Raw genomic sequence first — 18,048 nt, 5'->3', positions numbered from 1 at the left:
CAGCTAGTAAAGCTGTTCCTTATTTTGATTCATAGAGGATTTACTGATTTAGCTTGGAGTCTAATTCAATTTTAGGGTTAATACTTTTTAAAGTAGCTAAAAATTGCAGCTGCTCCTTTGGAGATACAAGTGCCATTTTATTGTTTGCGTCATAAATGATCTCCAATCGATCTATTGAAAGGGCAGGGGCAGCAAGCAAATTTTTGGTTTTAGCAATTGTTTTAATCTCTTTGATAGGAACGTTCTTTTTGAAGGGGCCATTTCGAATAATCAGGTAGCTTTGATTAACTTTATATCCTGTACAAAACCAACCCCATATGAGCAAAATTGCTAACGGAACAGTAAAAACAAGGACTACATAATCTCTTCCTGCAACAAGAGGTGCGAAACAAGCAATGATTGTACCCCAATATAAAGGGTATTGCCATAAATCTTTTTTAGATGGGTAATACATCTTGTTAAATCCTTTCGCTAATTTATTTTTAAAACATTCATATATGGAAATTAATTCTTTATATTACTTTATCAAATGCAGACCCGCATTTCATTCTATTTTAGTTCCAATAATATGAAAATTCTTTGCATTCCCTTATACTAATAGAAAGAAAGGTATATACAATACATGGGGGTGTCCAAATTGAAAACACGTGTTACAGAGATTCTTGGAATTAAGTATCCCATTGTCCAAGGTGGTCTTGCTTATTTGGCTTACGCCGATTTATGCGCTGCGGTTTCAAATGCTGGCGGGCTAGGACAGATTACAGCCGCTACTTTGGGATCTAAGGAAAAGCTTCGAGATGAAATCCGAAAAGTGCGCACATTAACAGATCGTCCTTTTGGCGTCAACTTCGCTATTTCAAAACATCAAAATGCATATGAAGAGCTTTTAGAAACCGCAATTGAAGAGAAAGTACCTGCTATTTCTATTACAGGTGGTAATCCAGCACCAGTGTTAAAACGCGTTAAAAATGAAGATATTCGCACTCTAGTCTTGGTTTCAGGAGTAAGGCAAGCTCAGAAAGCGGAAGAACTAGGAGCAGATATATTGATGGCAGTTGGTCAAGAAGGTGGCGGCCATTTAGGACGCGAAGATATTGGCACAATAGTTCTTGTACCGCGCGTTGTTGAATCCGTATCTATTCCTGTTCTTGCTAGTGGCGGTATTGGCGATGGTAGAGGATTGCTTGCAGGCCTCTCGCTTGGTGCTGAAGGTATTGAAATGGGTACACGTTTTATCGCCACTAAAGAATGCGTCCATGCAAGTGAAGTGTATAAGCAAGCGATTATTCACGGAAAAGAAACAGATACTGTCGTAATCAAGCGGTCACTTGGTGCTCCTGCCCGCACCATTAAATCTCCTTTCACAGAAAAAATACTTCAAAAAGAAGAAAGCGGAGCAACTTATGAAGATTTGAAAGATATGATTAGTGGTGAAGCGAATTGCAAATATATTTATGATGGCGAGCAAGAAAGTGGTTTTGGTTGGGCTGGCCAAGTAATTGGTTTGATTGATCATGTGCCGTCTGTCGCTCAACTATTTGACGAGGTGATAGAAACAGCAGTAAACGGGCAAAATCGATTAGCTCAAATTTTAGGCGAGTAGCCTATTGTAGCCTCTTTATTAGAGGCTTTTTGTGTTAGGTGAGCTACTATATCATAATTAATCTGTATATTGGTGACAATAAGCTAAAAAGATAAAATGACGGAGGTTTCAATGAAAATTACAATCGAATGGACTTACAAAATTCCACGTGGTGGTATGGAGACAGTCTTTCGCTCTGATCAAATGGAAGCTGGAAAAGCACTTAAAATGGCGGAAGATATTGAGAAAACAGGACGTATTAAAAATTTACTGTTGATAGACCCACATGGTAGTACATGGACAATGAAAGAGTTAAAACGCTATTTGAAAGAAATTGAAGAGGAGCCACACAATATTACAGTTTATTTTGACGGCGGATATGATTTAAAGACTGCGGTTTCGGGACTTGGTTGTGCTATCTACTTTGAACAAAATGGTAAACAAAAACGACTGCGAAGAAACGTACAGGCGGTTGGTCATAAATCAAACAATGAGGCAGAGTATGCAGCGCTACATTTGAGTATTATCGAATTGGAGCTTTTAAATGTACATCATATGAATGTACGCTTTTTGGGAGATTCACAAGTCGTAATCAATCAAATGAGTGGTGAATGGGCGGTGCTAGAGCCAAATTTACTAAGTTTTGCAGATCGTATAGATACTGCGCTAAAAAAACTAGGCATTGAAGCAGAGTATGAACATATATCACGTAAAATGAATGGTGAAGCAGATCGTCTTGCTTCACAAGCATTGCAAGGCATCGAAATTGCCGCACAAGTAGAATACGTATTAGAGAGTGACTAATTATTGAAAACAGACATTAAGAAAAAGAGTGAGTAGCTTGAAAGTGTTAATAATAGATGATGAACAAAAAATAACAGATGTCTTAACATCTTATTTTGAGAGAAATGGAGATCAAACCTGTGTAGCAAATACAGGGGAAAAGGCTATTGAGATGATGGACAATATACCGCTTGATATGATTATTTTGGATTTAATGCTACCGGATATGGATGGGGAGGAAATCTGTCGGTATGCCAAATTGAACTATCAAATACCCGTCATCATGCTGACAGCCAAAATATCAATTGAAGATAAGGTGAACGGCTTTAACAGTGGTGCAGATGACTATGTGGTCAAACCATTTCATCCAAAAGAGATACTGATTCGGGCTGAAAGACTCCTTCCCTTAAAAACACAGCAAGATGTGATTAGATTTGGAGACCTAACTATTCTTAAAGAATTGAATACAGTTAAAAGACAGGAGGAAACGATACAACTAACACAGCATGAAGCAACGATTTTATGCTTGCTTGCTGAAAATCCTAAAAAGGTATATAGCCGGGAAGATTTACTGTACAAAATGGTTGGTGGTGTACAAGAGAATAATCCTCGTGTTGTTGACCAGCATATAAAAAATCTCCGTAAAAAGCTGAACTATGACTATATACAAACAGTTTTTGGTATTGGGTATAAAATGAACGAAATGGCGGATGAAGATGAAATTTAAAGTTAGAATCGCCTTTATTATTGCTGCATTTTCTTTAACAATGCTTCTTATAATCACTGCAATCCTGTTATATAAAGGGCATGAACATTTAATGATGTTACAACTTAAAGATGCGGAAGAAATTATTCATCATTTTGACATGGCGCTTGCTGAAACAGCTGTCTGGTCAATCGGTTTGTTGTTTATCATTATTTTAGTGTCCAGTTTTTTCATAGCTCGGACTTTGACTAAGCCAATTCAAGAGTTGAATCATTTTGCTTTACAGTTAGTCAAAGGGAAAAGAGATTTGAATATTGCCTATACAATTGATGATCAGATTGGCCAATTAGGACAGTCCTTGAAAACATTAGATAACACATTGAGTGTTTATGAGGTTCGGCGAAAAGAAATGACACAAGATTTAGCCCACGAAATTCGTAATCCTTTAGCATCTGTGAAGAGTTATTTGAGCGCTTTTGAGGATGGCGTATGGAAGGCAACTCCGAAAAGGCTTGAAGCGTGTATTGAAGAAATTGATCGTCTTATTTTGCTGGTAGGTGAGCTGGATACGTTAAATGATATTAATAGTCCAACTTTTAAAATCAACAAGCAACTTCATCAGGTTGCTCCCATTATAGAGAGTGCTGTCATATCTCTTGCAAGTGAACTGCTTGAAAGAAAAATAGAAGTAAATTTGGCGCTGGACCAGAGTATTTTTGCTTCTGTCGATTCATTACGCTTAAATCAAATCCTGCATAATATCATTAAGAATGCACTTTTCCATCTTCCGGTAAAAGGGACTCTGGAAATTCAATTGATGAATAAATCACAAGAGGAACTTCAAATAATTATCTCAGATAACGGATGTGGTATGGACGAAGAAACATCCAGCAAATTATTTGAACGAAATTATAGAGGGCAAAATAATTATAAAGGTTCTGGAATTGGCATGACGATTACGAAAAAGCTAGTCGAAGCACATGGTGGACAAGTTTTTGTCAAAAGTCTTCTAGACAAAGGTACTACATTTACGATTTCTCTACCTATTTCTTCATAATTTCTACATATGTTTACGATATCTTTGACATGTTAATAGAAGTAGATAGAGGAGGAGTTTAAATTGAATAAAAAATGGACCATGGGATTCTTATCCATTACAACTGCATTTGCATTAGTAGCATGCAATGATCAACAAGGCGACCAAAAGAAAGGAGAGCAAGCAAAGACAACTGAACAACAGAATACGAATTCCGATCATATGAATATGGATCACTCTAGTTCAGGAGAAGTACCAACTGGATTGCAAGAAGCTAAAAATCCAACCTTTAAAATAGGCTCCAAAGCAATAATGCATACCGACCATATGCCTGGAATGGAGGGAGCGAAAGCAACAATTGTTGGGGCATATGACACAACAGTTTATTCAGTATCTTATAAGCCAACAGATGGTGGTAAAGAAGTGAAAAATCATAAATGGGTCATCCAGCAAGAAATCAAAGATGCGGACAATAAAAAGTTCGCAAAAGGTGACGAAGTGACATTAGAAGCAGATCATATGAAAGGAATGAAGGGTGCAAAAGGCATCATTGATTCCTCGAAAGATACGACCGTTTATATGGTTAACTATACGCCGACAAATGGCGACAAAGAAGTGAAAAATCATAAATGGGTTACAGAAGATGAACTAACTAAAGAATAAACACAAAACCCTCCAATCGAAAATTCAGGTTGGAGGGTTTTGTGTTTATGAAATTTATAGGTGGGAATAATAAAAAAGAGAGCAAATTAAAAATATAACAGGAGGTATTATTATGAATTATGAAGAGTGTATTCAAGCTTGTATAGACTGTATGGAGGCGTGCAATCGATGTTATGATGCATGTTTGAAAGAAGAAAATGTAAAAATGATGGTAGAGTGTATTCGAATGGACCGCGAATGTGCTGACATTTGTGCGCTAGCTATTAAATCAATGCAATCTAACAGTCCATTTGCTTCATTAATCTGTAAACTATGTGCGGAAATTTGTGAAGCATGCGGAAATGAATGTAAAAAGCATGACCATCAACACTGCCAAGAATGTGCAGAAGCCTGCTATCGATGCGCAGAAGCTTGCCGTAGTATGGCAAAATAACTATCCATTTCGTGAGAGCTAGAGTACCTCTAGCTCTTCTTGTTGTTTGTGTATCAAAACAAATGTATTAAACGCTGTTTAATCCTCGCCGTCTTTTTACATTGTTTTTTATTGAAAGAAATAAAATAATGATGAATGTACATACTACCCATATCAAAATTATGGGAGGAAAAAATGATTAAGAAACCAGTTACGCTAGTGTATATTTTACTGACAGTTTTAGTGCTTGCTGCTTGCGGCAATAGCGATACAAAAAAAGTTAACAAAAATATAAATTTAGCTCCAGATGATCATTTAAACATGGAAACTAAACATTCCGTTACGGATAATACTGATGTGGAAGATTACAACTCAGGGATTGTCCCTCCAAACATAAAAAAAGCTTCGACACCAGCATATCCTGTCGGTAGTCGAGTAACCGTATTGGCCACCCATAAAGAAGGGATGAAAGGAGCAAAAGGGACTATTGTGGGTGCTTATGATTCAACAGCATACCAGGTAGATTATGCAAAAACATCAGATGTTCGAGAAGTAATGGGCTACAAATGGATTGTGCAAGAAGAGATACAAAAATCGAACGATAAACTGTTGCAACCAGGAGAACATATTACGTTAGAAGCGGATCATTTACCAGGAATGAAGGGAGCAAGAGCAAGGATTATTACGGGCAAAAAAACAAACGTCTACATGATTAATTATCAACCGACTACAGAAGATGCGAAAGAAAGAAACTATAAATGGGTAATAGAAAGCGAATTAACGAAAGAGCAATAACTATTTTTAATTTTTATTAATTGATGACCACAGAATTACAATTTTATAGTTTACTAATATTAAATGAAAAAGTAAAACAAATGAAAAAGCGAGAAATGATTGCTCATCCCTCGCTTTTCCTTATGATATATATTTACTTACATTATGTACTTTTATGATATCATATATTTTGCTGAAAAAACAATTATATTCTGTTATTCTTGAAAGAATAGTCGTATTGGGAAAGTGGAAGGACGTATGATCCATCATCATGTTTTTGAATATACGCCCAAAGCCATTCAACTTTAATAATCATTCTTCAAATAATTCGTCCGCCAAATTATCAATTTCTATTTTTAAACGTTTAGTTCCGTCGGCATCTATGGAAATAGTGTCATTCTCGATTATTAATAAATCACCTACTTGTACTTCCTTTGGTAATAATTTTTTAGGGTAATTCACAGTTACTCCATCTATTTCAATGACAGCTAATTCTCCCTTAAATCGTTCCACAACCCCTTTTTGCACTTATTTCGCCTTCTTTACACCTTTATTCTTCTCATTAATTCTGTATGTAATTGTGCCTTGTTCGTCTGTTCTGTAAATTTTAGCATGAGCTTTTTTAAGCGGTTGAGTGTGCCTCTGCTGTTGAATGATGATAAGGGTTATCTAAGCCCACGCTAATGGCAGCATATGTTGGGTTTGCTTGTGATAAGATATTAGCATTTGTTGATTCTTTAGCACCGTGATGGCTAACTTTTAACACATCCACTATAGGAATCAAATGAGCAGCCAACATATCTTTTTCAGCTCTTGTTTCCGCATCTCCTGTAAATAAAAATTTATTTGCGCCATATTGCATTAGTAGTACTGCACTCCAATCGTTTAGATCACTCTGTGCATATTCTTTTGTAGGACCAAAGAATTGAAGCTTAGCATATTTTCTTCAACTGGTATTGATATACCTTCTTTTGCTACATGTATTTTTAGTTGTTTTGCATTTACCGATTGTAGTAAGTTCCGATAAGCAATGGTTGTATGTGTTAAGCGAGGAGCAAAGACGGATTTAACAGGAAAAGCTTCTATCACATCTGCTAAACCGCCAATATGGTCAGCGTCCGGGTGAGTTGAGATGACTGCATTCAATTATTTAACATTAAATTTTTTAAGATATTGTATAACATTTTCACCTTGTCCTTTCTCCTTGACCAATATCTAAAATAGATACCTTTACTTGTTCAGCAGAATCAAATTGATTGGGAGTTGGGTTCCCGTTTACTGGCTGTTTTGTTAATTCTGAGCACCCGGTAAGGACTAATAACCCTACTAGTACAAAGTAGAAATTGCGTTAATATTTTTTTGTCCTGTTTATATGTCCTTCTTCCTTTTTTCTTTAATGAAACAACTAAAAAAGAGCAAAACATATGTTTGCTCTTTATAACTTAATTGAGTTTATTTTCATCGTCTGTTTTTTTGGTGACAGTAACTTCATCTCGCAAATCTTGGGTTGAATTTTTAAATTCTCGAATAGTATCACCAGCTGCTTTGCCGATTTGAGGTAATTTGGAAGGTCCGAATACAATCAATGCAATAATAAGAATAACGATTAATCCGGGCACACCGATACTAGCTAGTCCCATAAGAAACCCTCCTATTAATATAAAATTGCTATTGCTTGCTTTTAGTATACCCTCAAACGACAGATATGAAACACACAGCTAGAAAAATGTTTTATTGAATTTGTTGTAACTCTTGTTCAATTCTTTTTTTCTCTTCTATTAATGCGTCTGCAGGCAACATAGCTTCATAACGCATATCCACATACTTTTGCTGGATTGCCATATATTCTGATTGTATCTTCTCGATTGCTATATGAATGTCATTAATTAATGGAGCTATTTTTTCTTTGTCTTCTTCAAGCATAATATATTCATCATTATTTAACATCACTTCTACTTTAAAGCGTTCATTTTCAATAGAAAGGTTAAAAAACAATTCAGCAAGATGATGTTTAAAATGTTTTTGATACGCTTTTTTTATTGGACTGCTTTCAGGCAAATCCTGAAATAACTTTCCGATAGTTGCCCTGTTTTCAAATATCTCATCATAATCAATTAAACCAATCTTCTTTAGAAAACGAGTGAATTCAATATCAAACTTAGATTGAATAACCCTTAATTCTGCATCTAAATACTTTAACTTGTCTTCATTGCGCAGCATTCTTTTACGCAGTTCACTTTGTTTCATAGATATGCCTCCTTTTCCCAACAATACTATCATATCAGATATAGCCATATGCACCGAAGGTTTTGAAAAAAAGAATATCGGAAAAATACTCATAAGAATAATGAAAGATGGAAATAGCTGATAAAAAGCTAAGAAGAAGGTGATGTGATGAAGTGGTTAAAATGGAGCAGTATGTGTTGTATTTTGATGCTTTTTGGTTGTATGGCGCCCAATCATTCCGTCCAAACAGGCGCCGTTGACAAAACTGGAACATTACAATTAGTAAAATCTATACGCGATGAGGAACTATATCAAAAAGGGAAAGAACTATTTGATAATGGAGGAAGTATAAAGATATCAGAAAAGGAATTGGCAAATTTAAAACCATACTACATTCAATTTAGAGATGATAATCAAAATGCAGTAGTGAGTAATTACTCCGTATGGATAGATAGAAAAAAAGACCGCGTATTTTTTACAGACTATCAGCGTCCATATTCTTATTATCAGGTAGAAGATGAAGATAAAGAATTTCTTGCAAAGCTACTCTCAAAAACTGATCTAGCTAAGGAATGATATACTAGTAAGAAAAAGTGGAGTGTAGAAAAAGATGTGGATTTGGTATGTGGTTAGTTTAGTTATCAGTTTATTTGTGACTTTTATTATTTTCAAAATAACGCATGTCGTATTGTTTGTTTTCCCCCCGTTGGCTGTCATTCTTGTTCACTTATACTACAAGAGAAAACCTAACAAAGGTAAGTAGATAACACAATTTATACTATTTATTAAGGCTCAAATAAAAATTTGAGCCTATTTATGTGAAAAGAAATCGAAGTAATACTTGATAATAATTTAAATAGAAAAAATATTTATATTTATTAAAAAATAGCTAATTAATCTGTTAAAATTATATAAGTAAATACAATATATGGAGGTAAAAAGTGAAACAGAAGAGTTGGTTAATTATAGCTATCACTATCGCCATTGAGGCAGCCATTACATTCTTTGCAGCTACGAAATTTTCTGTACGTTTCATCGAAGTAATGTTTTTTATAGGCTTGGCATGTACTATTATCATCTACTATTTTTCTAGCAGTGGGGGTAGGGCTTCTGAAATTCGTTCAACTCAATTGCGAGGTGAGACGGGCTATATTCAAAAAAGTGAGCCTTTTGTGTTCAAAAGAGGTCCTGTATTTAATGCTTCTATTTTATATTTATTGATTGGGTTACTATTATTTATTTTGCTTGTTTCGGGTGTAATTCCTCCAGCTGGGAATTAATAATCTAGGAAGAACCGAAACATAGTTAAGGAGAGTTTAAAGTGAATGAAGAGAACGAATATACGAAAATAAATTCGGAAATGTGGAATGATTGGGCTTCTTCGGGGGGCGAGTGGTCATTGTCAATTAGCCACGATGATTATGTAAAAGCAACTAAAGGGATATTCGAAATGTATCTCACTCCATGTCAACCTGTTCCTAAAGAGTGGTTTATCCCTTTAGAGGGTGCTAAAGTCTTGGGGCTTGCAAGTGGAGGAGGTCAACAATGTCCTATTTTCGCTGCTCAGAAAGCAGATATTACAGTTTTTGATTATTCGGATAATCAGCTTGAGTTAGATAAAGAAGTTGCGAAAAGAGAAGAGTATACAATAAATATTATCAAAGGAGACATGGCTAAACATCTACCGTTTGAAGATGAGTCTTTCGATATGATATTTCACCCCGTCTCTAATTGTTTCGTTCAAGATGTGGAACACGTGTGGCGAGAGTGCTATAGAATTCTAAAAAAAGGTGGTGTTCTACTCTCTGGTTTTGCAAACCCTGCCCTCTATTTATTTGGTGAGGGAGTGGATGAACTGAAAGTAGTACATAAACTACCTTATAATGGGTTAGAAAATAATGAAGAGAATCATGAGGATTTAAGAAAAAATGGCGGTATACAATTTAGTCATTCATTAGAATCTCAAATCGGTGGTCAAATCAAAGCTGGATTTCAGTTGAAAGATCTTTATGAGGATTATCATCATAAAGGAACATTAACACAATATATGCCGTGTTATATTGCTACTAAAGCTATTAAGTAATATATCATAAGGATAGGGCGCTCGTTTGATGGCGTATTGAAAACAATGATGGTATTGATCAGATTGTAGAGGGAGGGGAGAGGGCTTTGATTAAAAATCAAATTGAATATTATGAAGAGGCATCAAGGTGTTTTAATCCACTAAAACACTTTCAAATGCGTACTCAGGAAATGGAGAATAAATCGAATTATGGAGTGAGAACTGCTTCAAAGTGGAATGAAATTGTAGGGCAGTATCTAAAGGATGAGATTTACCCGGTAGTCCATCCAATTGGACAAGAGACATTCTCATTGTATGCAGTGTTTCCAACAGGAATATTTGAATATGCCTTAGATATAGATGGTGCTACTGCGCTTATAAAAAAAGAAGGTATCAACCCAACAATTTTTAATCCAACTCAAATTATTGCTTCGGTTGACGAAGGGAATATAAATAAAGATTTGAATAACATAAAAACGAATCATAAAAATCCTGTCATGATACTTCAAAGTCAGCGTTTAATGGGGAATATGCCTCATTGTATCAATGGTAATCATCGTATTTTTGAAGCTCATCGAAATAATGAAAAGTCCATTGAAGTGTACCATTTTAAAGAACTAGAATTTGTCCCATTTTTCTATGATGATCTAAGCAAGGCGATGTACTATTTGGAAATGGATTTTAATAATGTAATCAATGATAAAAGAGATTTTTTGAAAGATCCCTATGGTGCTTTTGCAGATGCTTTTTAAGATTAGATTTGGTGGATTTCAGAAGTATTAAGCAAATGAGTAATTGATATAAAAAAATATAAGAAATGGTGTTGAACAATGTTTTTTATTCAAATGTCTGGCTTCCCTGGCTCGGGAAAGTCCACACTATCTCGACAAATTGCTAAGAGAACAGGTGCAGTTATAATAGACCATGACATTGTAAAATCTGCATTATTACATTCGATAGAGAATATTCCGGTTGATGTCAAAACAGGTAAGATATCATACAATATTGATTGGTCTTTAATTGAATTTCATTTATCTCAAGGCCAAAATGTAATATTTGATAGTCCCTGCCTTTATAAAGAAATAGTTGATAAAGGAATAGGTTTGTCTAAAAAGTATAGTGTGAAATATAAATACATTGAGTGCTACCTTAATAACTTTAAAGAAATAAATTATAGATTAATAAAACGAGAAAGCATGACAAGTCAAATAAGAGAGATACGTTCTGAAGAGGCTTTTAAAAAAACCTTAGAAAGTAGCAAAAAGCCAACTGATTATGAATACTTGGTTGTTGATACTGGTAAAACTATGGACAGCTATATGGATAAGGTTATGAATTATATTAACGAATGAATTATATTCTTTCTTTGTATAATAGAAGTGATAATTTATTCAAAAAGTTCTAGAGCATATTTATTATGAAGAAGATATTTTTTGGGCTGTCAATCTAATGATAACAAAAGGTGTAATAGAAAACAGAAAAGCATTCATATGAATGCTCTTTTAACAGATATTTTCTTTATCATTGATATCCTTCACTACATCCTCTAAAGTAAGACTATTTAATACCTTCTCCATTGCTGATTGGGCTGTTATAAATAAAGGTTCAATTGTACTCTGGATGTTCTTTCCTACTGGACATTCGGGATTTGGATTGTCATGTATAGAAAACAGCTCTTTTTCCTGAACCACATTCACTGCTTTATAAACATCAAACAGTGTAATGGCAGATAGATCCTTTGCGAGTTCGGCTCCTGCTATGCCAGGTTGGACATTTACCAACCCTGCGGTTTTAAGCATGCCCATAATTTTTCGGATGACAGCTGGATTTGTATTTACACTACCTGCTAAGAATTCTGAAGTACTTCTCTCATTTTTATTGATTGCAATAAGAGCTAATATATGAATGCCTACTGAAAATCGACTACTAATGGACAATATTTTCACCCTTTACTTATAGATGTACCACAATAATACACCTGTAATTCTTTTTATTACAAGTATATTAAAAATAAATGAACGGTTAGAAAGAAAATAAAAGTGTTGACATACGTTTTAAATGTAATTATTATAGTTACAAGTAACTGTGGTGGTTACATTTTATATATGGAGGTACTTAAAATGAAAATTGGTATTATTGGTGCAAATGGTAAAGCTGGAAGCCTTATTTTAAAAGAAGCTATTAGTCGTGGACATGAAGTGACTGCTATTATAAGAAACGCTTCAAAAATTGGTGACAAGAACATTGAGGTTCTGGAGAAAACTATATTTGACCTTACATCTAATGATTTAAAAAACTTTGAAGTAGTTGTTAACGCATTCGGTGCGGCTCTTGGAGAAGAACAAGCCCATGTGGATGCTGGACATGCATTAATTGAGGCACTAAAAGGCACTGATACAAGAGCAATTATTGTAGGGGGAGCTGGTAGTCTTTATGTAGACGAAAACAAAACAGTTACAGTAATGGAAACACCTGATTTTCCTGAGATATTTAAACCAACTGCAAAAGGACAAGGACGAAATTTACAAGAATTAAAGGAAACTTCTAATATTAAATGGACATTTATTAGTCCTTCAGCAGTGTTTGATGCGGAAGGAAAAAGAACTGGTTCATATAAATCTGGAGAAGATCATCTCTTAGTTAATTCAAAAGGGGAAAGCTATATCAGCTATGCTGACTATGCTATAGCAGTATTGGATGAGATTGAAGACCCTCAACATATAAATGAACGGTTTACAGTTGTTGGAGAAGCAGAATAATATCGACAAATGGATTTATCTACACCCTCTAGCTTCTATTAAAAAGAGCATTGAATTACTTCAATGCTCTTCTTTAATGTAATAAAGCTATTAAATTATTATTAAAAACAGTAGCATCTCTTTGTACTAAGCCTCATCCGCATCAGCAATACCAAGAATAATAATACCAATCATTACAATAGCAATTACAAAGTAATGCTTTGGTGTTAACTTCTCTTTTAAGAAGATACGAGACAAAATGACAGAGAAAATACTGTAAGAAGCAATAAGAGGTGCGGCAATGATTGCGTATGATCCCATTGCATAGACATAGAAGAATTGGCCGGTTGTTTCTAAAATGGCAGCTAATCCTTTATCTCGTTCCTTAAATACATTGAAAGAAACTTTTTTGAATAATTTTAAATAAATAAACACGAAAACAGCGCAAATAAAGAATGTATATTCATATGCTAACAATGCAGTGTCTTCAGACATTAATTTTAATTCATTCAGATAAATACCATCGGCAAATGTGCCTGCCCCATCTAAAAGGGCATAAATAATTGGGAAAGACACAGCCATAAAACCAAGCTGATATTTTTTATCTACTTTCACTTGATTCAGGCGCATCATTTTATCTTCCTCATGTTTTTCGACTACAGCAATACCAATGACACCTATAGTAATTACAATAACACCCAAAATATGAATCATATCAATGTCCTGTTGAAAGAATATAAACAGTAAAATGGCTGTAATTGCACCAGAGGAGTTTTGGACCGGTGATGCGATCGATAGTTCAAGATAACGCAATCCTACATAGCCAACAGTCATTGAGACGATATAGAAGAAAGAGACAGGCAAATATTTAACCATATCAAACAGATGGAAGTCTATATCTTTATAAAGATAAAAGATGGTTGCATGGATACCCATAACAAGACCGACCATTACAACAATTTTCAAATGGCTGAATCGATCTTCGCTATTGGATCCTTTTTTATAAAATAAATCTGCTCCTCCCCATGCTAGAGCAGTCAAGATTGAAAATAAAAACCACATATACAATTGGCTCCTTCTTTTTTTATATAACTTTAATATTATACGGGGAATTATAGAATCTGAAAAGAAATTTTTTGTTTCGTAAGGTTAAATGATTGGAATTATTCATTTTATGAAACCTCCAAGCTAAACGCTAGACATGTTACAATAGGGGTAATATCAAGTATAAAAAGGAGCCGACATGATGATAGAAAAGGCAATAGAATATCTAAAACATTACTACGGCTACAACCAATTTCGGTCAGGGCAGGAAAAAGTAATAGAAACCATTTTATCGAATGAACCATGCCTATGCGTTATGCCAACAGGTGGCGGGAAATCTGTATGTTACCAAATACCCGCACTGATAATGGAAGGGACGACAATCGTCATCTCTCCTTTAATCTCATTAATGCAGGATCAAGTAGATACATTGAGAGAAATGGGCATTGAAGCGGCCTATATCAATTCTTCTCTAAATGATTATGAATACAGTGAGACAATGATGAATCTTAAAGAGGGGCGATATAAGCTTCTATACATAGCACCAGAACGATTAGAGTCTGAGAGTTTTAGTAACTTGCTTGCCACTCTTTCAGTGCCACTTATTGCCATTGATGAAGCACATTGTATTTCACAATGGGGACATGATTTTCGGCCAAGCTACCGTGCAATTGGACGACTTATACATTTATTTAAAGAAAAACCAGCTCTTGCTGCGCTCACGGCTACTGCTACTCCTGCAGTAAGAGCAGATATTTGCGCTCAATTGGACATACCTGAAGACAATACGGTACTGACAGGATTTGAGCGTGACAATTTAAGTTTTTCAGTCATGATTGGACAGAATAAAGAGCGTTATCTTAAAGACTTTTTGAAAAAGAATCACTCAGAAAATGGTATTATTTACGGTGCTACTCGAAAAACAGTAGATCATTTATTTGAGGTTCTGAAAAAAGCGGGTATTCCTGTTGCAAAATACCACGCTGGTTTATCTGAACAATTACGCCAAACAGAACAAAACCGATTCTTGCATGAAGAAGCATCTGTTATGGTGGCAACAAATGCTTTCGGAATGGGTATCGATAAATCGAATGTCCGATTTGTTATTCACTATCAAATGCCGAAAAATATGGAAAGCTATTACCAAGAGGCAGGAAGAGCAGGTCGGGATGGTTTGCCAAGTGAATGTATTTTGCTATATTCTTCGCAAGATGTCCAAACACAGCGTTTTTTAATTGATCAAAGTGAGGACCGTGAGCGAATAGCGAGTGAACTGCAGAAACTTCAGAGCATGGTAGATTATTGTCATACAGAAAGCTGTCTTCAGCATTATATCGTCCATTATTTCGGTGATTCTTCTGCAGAAGCTTGCGGGAAGTGCAGCAACTGTACAGACGAACGAGAACGAACAGATGTTACAGTGGATTGCCAAAAAATCTTGTCTTGTGTCATCCGAATGGGACAGAAATTCGGAAAAACAATGGTAGCTCAAGTTCTAGTCGGCTCGAAGAATCAGAAGATGCGGCAATTTGGCTTTGACAAACTCTCGACATATGGTTTGTTAAGTGACATGAGTATTAAAGACGCAACTAATTTTATTGAATTTATGATTGCAGAAGAGCTGTTGGCAGTAAATCAAGGTAGCATGCCAACCATTTTCGTTACAGAAAAAGGGAAAAATGTATTGCTTGGAGAGTGTAAAGTTAAAAGAAAAGCAGTAATTGTATCCAAGGCCATTTCAGTAGATGATCCTTTATTTGAAGATTTAAGGATATTTCGGAAACAGTTGGCTGATGAAGCACACGTTCCGCCGTTTGTTATTTTTTCTGATAAAACACTGCGTGACATGTGTGCGAAAATGCCTAGCAATGAGCAAGAATTTTTAGAGGTAACCGGTGTAGGGGAGAATAAGCTTGAGAAATACGGTGAGTTGTTTTTGAATAGAATCGCCGCATTCCAGGTTAACCAATGAGGAATCTAAATGATATAGCGTTTTGAAGAATCAAATTCTTTTTTTAGGCGTAAAAACGCATGCAAAAAGCCCAAAGCAAATTGGTGACTTGAGAATTTGCTTTGGGCTTTTTTAATTACGTTTAATTCGTTGTCAAATGCGCATGCTCTTCATCTAATAAAACAATACCGGTCACACCATTAACCGTTTCAGAATGAATAATTTTATCTTTCAGTATCGGCAGTAGCTTGGGGGAAAGTGCTACATGGATGCCTTCTACCTCCATGATAATATCCGTGTGAATAGGCGTATCAATATCCGCTGCATATTGTAGCCCATCCCTGTTTGCAACTGCGTAAAAACGTAGCAAATGATATTTGTTGTCTTTTGTTAGGTTTGTAATGAACTTTTTTCCTTGAACGGTTAGTTTCATCGTGAAATCATCCTTTTCGCAAATTCAGAAGTCCTCCTGCATCATGCCGAGCTCTATGACTCCATTATTCCACGGCACCATCCAATTTAAACAACGGAAATTTATTTTCTAGTCATCCATTCGGCGACAATAAAGAAAATAATAAAAAAAGCAAATGCAACTGCAAAGAACCACATAGGTAACCCAGCTACCATGATTTACACCCCCGATTATATGCTGTCCTTATAGTAGCATATAGAGAGGGCTTGTATCATCAATCTGAATAAACGATAAGCTTTATAAGACAAATAGTAAAAAATCGTTTAAAATGGAGGAGCAGTATAGCTGACAATCTCAGTTATGAATTATAGAAGTTTTAAATTTTTAAAAGGGGCTAATAAATAGTATGATTCATTTAAATTGGAAAGATGCACCAACTATCAAAACAATTCGTTGTACCAACACAGATGCAAAAAAATACTTAGTATCAAATGTTTTAACAGTTGGTAAAGAGTATGAAGTGAAAAATGAAACAGAAGAGTTCTACTTCATTATTGATAATACAGGTCTTGTTGGCGGTTACTATAAAGACTACTTTGCATAATGAAAACACTTCACATTCTTACAATGAACGGTGTGAAGCATCAGTTCAAACCATTAATTCATAGATATGAGTAATGGTTTTGAGAACATAAATGCGGATCACTACATGACTCTGCTTTTCGCATCCTTCTAGGAAGCGAAAAGTTTTTTTATATCATTTAAGACAATATTGAAAGGGGTTTTTGAGATGCAGCAACTAATACAAAAGGAAAGAAAAAAACGAAAAACCAGAGAGTATAATGAAGAGCAACTACTTTTAATTGGTGAGGGAGGATATATTTCACCTAATGACCATCTGTGGCTTGATGTGTTATTTACAGTGACGTTAAAAAAGCCAGTTTTGCTGAAAGGACCAGCAGGTGCTGGAAAAACTAAAATGGCCGAATCCATTTCAGATTTTTTCCATCAGCCCATGCATAGCATTAACTGTTCTGTAGATTTGGATGCTGAAAGCTTGCTTGGTTTTAAAACAATAGTACAAAAAGATGGTGAAACGTTTATCGAATTTATAGAAGGTCCTGTCATTAAAGCGATGAAGGAAGGTCATCTTCTTTATATCGACGAAATTAATATGGCAAAGGCAGAGACACTTCCAATCTTGCATAGTGTTTTGGACTATCGGAGAATGCTGACAAATCCTTTTACCGGTGAAGTGATTGTTGCACACCCAGACTTTAGTGTAATTGCAGCTATCAATGAAGGATATATTGGTACTGCGCCGATGAATGAGGCACTGAAGAATCGATTTGTATCATTTAGCATTCCTTATTTAAACGGGGAACAGCTAGAGGAATTATGGAAAGAAAGATTTCCTGATTTATCAGAAAACCTACGTATTTTGATGTTGCAATTGGCGGAAGACTTAAAGCAACAAGTCATTAATGGATTGTTGAGTGAAGAAGCAGCTTCTGTAAGAAGCTTGCTCGATGCAACAGAACTAGCACAGTATATGGATCCGCTTCGAGCTATTCGCTACGCAATAGCTGAAAAACTTGATGATCCAAGCGAGAAAGAATTAGTGTTAGAATTAGCGAAAACATGGATGAAGTGAGGGGT

General features: G+C 35.3%; 25 protein-coding genes. 16 read left to right on the top strand and 9 right to left on the bottom strand.

The window, feature by feature from the left end:
• Positions 1-40: 40 nt before the first annotated feature.
• On the bottom strand, positions 41-454 hold the full coding sequence (locus M2M59_RS08685; protein ID WP_249774338.1) for a PH domain-containing protein: 414 nt from the start codon (positions 452-454) through the stop codon (positions 41-43).
• Between the two features lie 183 nt (positions 455-637).
• On the opposite strand from M2M59_RS08685, the gene M2M59_RS08680 reads away from it, so the two are divergent.
• From M2M59_RS08680 to M2M59_RS08650, 7 genes are all read left to right on the top strand, one after another.
• Positions 638-1,603 (top strand): NAD(P)H-dependent flavin oxidoreductase, encoded by a 966-nt coding sequence (locus M2M59_RS08680; protein ID WP_249774337.1) that lies wholly within the window; start codon positions 638-640, stop codon positions 1,601-1,603.
• Between the two features lie 111 nt (positions 1,604-1,714).
• Positions 1,715-2,386 (top strand): reverse transcriptase-like protein, encoded by a 672-nt coding sequence (locus M2M59_RS08675; RefSeq protein WP_249774336.1) that lies wholly within the window; start codon positions 1,715-1,717, stop codon positions 2,384-2,386.
• 43 nt (positions 2,387-2,429) lie between these two features.
• Positions 2,430-3,092 carry a response regulator transcription factor gene (locus M2M59_RS08670; RefSeq protein WP_244946649.1) on the top strand — a complete coding sequence of 221 codons (663 nt, stop codon included), beginning with the start codon at positions 2,430-2,432 and terminating at the stop codon, positions 3,090-3,092.
• Positions 3,082-4,128 carry a sensor histidine kinase gene (locus M2M59_RS08665; RefSeq protein WP_249774335.1) on the top strand — a complete coding sequence of 349 codons (1,047 nt, stop codon included), beginning with the start codon at positions 3,082-3,084 and terminating at the stop codon, positions 4,126-4,128. The genes M2M59_RS08670 and M2M59_RS08665 overlap by 11 nt, the downstream gene beginning before the upstream one ends.
• A 63-nt stretch (positions 4,129-4,191) precedes the next feature.
• On the top strand, positions 4,192-4,770 hold the full coding sequence (locus tag M2M59_RS08660; protein WP_244946623.1) for a YdhK family protein: 579 nt from the start codon (positions 4,192-4,194) through the stop codon (positions 4,768-4,770).
• A gap of 112 nt (positions 4,771-4,882) precedes the next feature.
• Entirely contained in the window at positions 4,883-5,203 is a 321-nt protein-coding gene (locus tag M2M59_RS08655; protein WP_147193370.1) for a four-helix bundle copper-binding protein, read from the top strand.
• A gap of 174 nt (positions 5,204-5,377) precedes the next feature.
• Positions 5,378-5,977: a YdhK family protein gene (locus M2M59_RS08650; RefSeq protein ID WP_249774334.1), complete on the top strand. Its 600-nt coding sequence runs from the start codon at positions 5,378-5,380 to the stop codon at positions 5,975-5,977.
• A 291-nt stretch (positions 5,978-6,268) separates the two neighbouring features.
• On the opposite strand, the gene M2M59_RS08645 is transcribed toward M2M59_RS08650, so the two are convergent.
• The 5 genes from M2M59_RS08645 to M2M59_RS08625 form a co-directional block, all read right to left on the bottom strand.
• Positions 6,269-6,484 carry a DUF3006 domain-containing protein gene (locus M2M59_RS08645; RefSeq protein ID WP_249774333.1) on the bottom strand — a complete coding sequence of 72 codons (216 nt, stop codon included), beginning with the start codon at positions 6,482-6,484 and terminating at the stop codon, positions 6,269-6,271.
• 94 nt (positions 6,485-6,578) lie between these two features.
• Complete coding sequence (locus M2M59_RS08640) at positions 6,579-6,818, bottom strand: ComEC/Rec2 family competence protein (protein ID WP_249774332.1); 240 nt, start codon at positions 6,816-6,818, stop codon at positions 6,579-6,581.
• Between the two features lie 23 nt (positions 6,819-6,841).
• Positions 6,842-7,102: an MBL fold metallo-hydrolase gene (locus tag M2M59_RS08635; protein ID WP_249774331.1), complete on the bottom strand. Its 261-nt coding sequence runs from the start codon at positions 7,100-7,102 to the stop codon at positions 6,842-6,844.
• A 296-nt stretch (positions 7,103-7,398) separates the two neighbouring features.
• The gene (gene tatA / locus M2M59_RS08630) at positions 7,399-7,596 is read right to left on the bottom strand and encodes a twin-arginine translocase TatA/TatE family subunit (protein WP_066787432.1); all 198 of its coding nucleotides are present in this window, start codon (positions 7,594-7,596) and stop codon (positions 7,399-7,401) included.
• 91 nt (positions 7,597-7,687) lie between these two features.
• Positions 7,688-8,203, bottom strand: coding sequence for a hypothetical protein (locus M2M59_RS08625; RefSeq protein ID WP_249774330.1), 516 nt, complete (start codon positions 8,201-8,203; stop codon positions 7,688-7,690).
• Between the two features lie 147 nt (positions 8,204-8,350).
• Here M2M59_RS08625 and M2M59_RS08620 point away from each other — a divergent pair, with 147 nt between their 5' ends.
• The 5 genes from M2M59_RS08620 to M2M59_RS08600 all read left to right on the top strand — a co-directional run bounded on the left by M2M59_RS08620 (position 8,351) and on the right by M2M59_RS08600 (position 11,596).
• Entirely contained in the window at positions 8,351-8,758 is a 408-nt protein-coding gene (locus M2M59_RS08620; protein WP_249774329.1) for a hypothetical protein, read from the top strand.
• Positions 8,759-9,123: 365 nt separating this feature from the next.
• On the top strand, positions 9,124-9,462 hold the full coding sequence (locus M2M59_RS08615; protein WP_249774328.1) for a hypothetical protein: 339 nt from the start codon (positions 9,124-9,126) through the stop codon (positions 9,460-9,462).
• A gap of 41 nt (positions 9,463-9,503) precedes the next feature.
• Positions 9,504-10,265, top strand: coding sequence for a class I SAM-dependent methyltransferase (locus tag M2M59_RS08610; RefSeq protein WP_249774327.1), 762 nt, complete (start codon positions 9,504-9,506; stop codon positions 10,263-10,265).
• 86 nt (positions 10,266-10,351) lie between these two features.
• A complete protein-coding gene (locus M2M59_RS08605; RefSeq protein WP_249774326.1) occupies positions 10,352-10,996 on the top strand; it encodes a hypothetical protein in 645 nt (214 codons plus the stop codon).
• 78 nt (positions 10,997-11,074) lie between these two features.
• On the top strand, positions 11,075-11,596 hold the full coding sequence (locus M2M59_RS08600; RefSeq protein WP_249774325.1) for a P-loop nucleotide/nucleoside kinase family protein: 522 nt from the start codon (positions 11,075-11,077) through the stop codon (positions 11,594-11,596).
• A 150-nt stretch (positions 11,597-11,746) separates the two neighbouring features.
• Here the strand turns inward: M2M59_RS08600 and M2M59_RS08595 are convergent, their stop codons facing one another.
• On the bottom strand, positions 11,747-12,181 hold the full coding sequence (locus M2M59_RS08595; protein WP_249774324.1) for an Rrf2 family transcriptional regulator: 435 nt from the start codon (positions 12,179-12,181) through the stop codon (positions 11,747-11,749).
• Positions 12,182-12,364: 183 nt separating this feature from the next.
• On the opposite strand from M2M59_RS08595, the gene M2M59_RS08590 reads away from it, so the two are divergent.
• Positions 12,365-13,003: an NAD(P)-dependent oxidoreductase gene (locus M2M59_RS08590; RefSeq protein ID WP_147193377.1), complete on the top strand. Its 639-nt coding sequence runs from the start codon at positions 12,365-12,367 to the stop codon at positions 13,001-13,003.
• Positions 13,004-13,129: 126 nt separating this feature from the next.
• Here the strand turns inward: M2M59_RS08590 and M2M59_RS08585 are convergent, their stop codons facing one another.
• Positions 13,130-14,044 (bottom strand): EamA family transporter, encoded by a 915-nt coding sequence (locus M2M59_RS08585; protein ID WP_249774323.1) that lies wholly within the window; start codon positions 14,042-14,044, stop codon positions 13,130-13,132.
• Between the two features lie 184 nt (positions 14,045-14,228).
• Here M2M59_RS08585 and recQ point away from each other — a divergent pair, with 184 nt between their 5' ends.
• A complete protein-coding gene (gene recQ / locus M2M59_RS08580; RefSeq protein WP_249774322.1) occupies positions 14,229-15,998 on the top strand; it encodes a DNA helicase RecQ in 1,770 nt (589 codons plus the stop codon).
• A 121-nt stretch (positions 15,999-16,119) separates the two neighbouring features.
• On the opposite strand, the gene M2M59_RS08575 is transcribed toward recQ, so the two are convergent.
• Entirely contained in the window at positions 16,120-16,410 is a 291-nt protein-coding gene (locus M2M59_RS08575; RefSeq protein WP_066787410.1) for a hypothetical protein, read from the bottom strand.
• A gap of 385 nt (positions 16,411-16,795) precedes the next feature.
• On the opposite strand from M2M59_RS08575, the gene M2M59_RS08570 reads away from it, so the two are divergent.
• Entirely contained in the window at positions 16,796-16,993 is a 198-nt protein-coding gene (locus M2M59_RS08570; protein WP_066787407.1) for a DUF6501 family protein, read from the top strand.
• A 186-nt stretch (positions 16,994-17,179) separates the two neighbouring features.
• The gene (locus M2M59_RS08565) at positions 17,180-18,043 is read left to right on the top strand and encodes an AAA family ATPase (RefSeq protein ID WP_249774321.1); all 864 of its coding nucleotides are present in this window, start codon (positions 17,180-17,182) and stop codon (positions 18,041-18,043) included.
• The last annotated feature ends 5 nt before the right edge of the window (positions 18,044-18,048 follow it).

Origin of the sequence: Rummeliibacillus sp. G93, from assembly GCF_023515935.1 — a bacterium.
GTDB classification, from domain to species: Bacteria; Bacillota; Bacilli; order Bacillales_A; family Planococcaceae; genus Rummeliibacillus; species Rummeliibacillus stabekisii.
The sequence above is the reverse complement of the archived record's forward strand: the minus strand, read 5'-3'. Positions and strand labels throughout refer to the sequence as shown.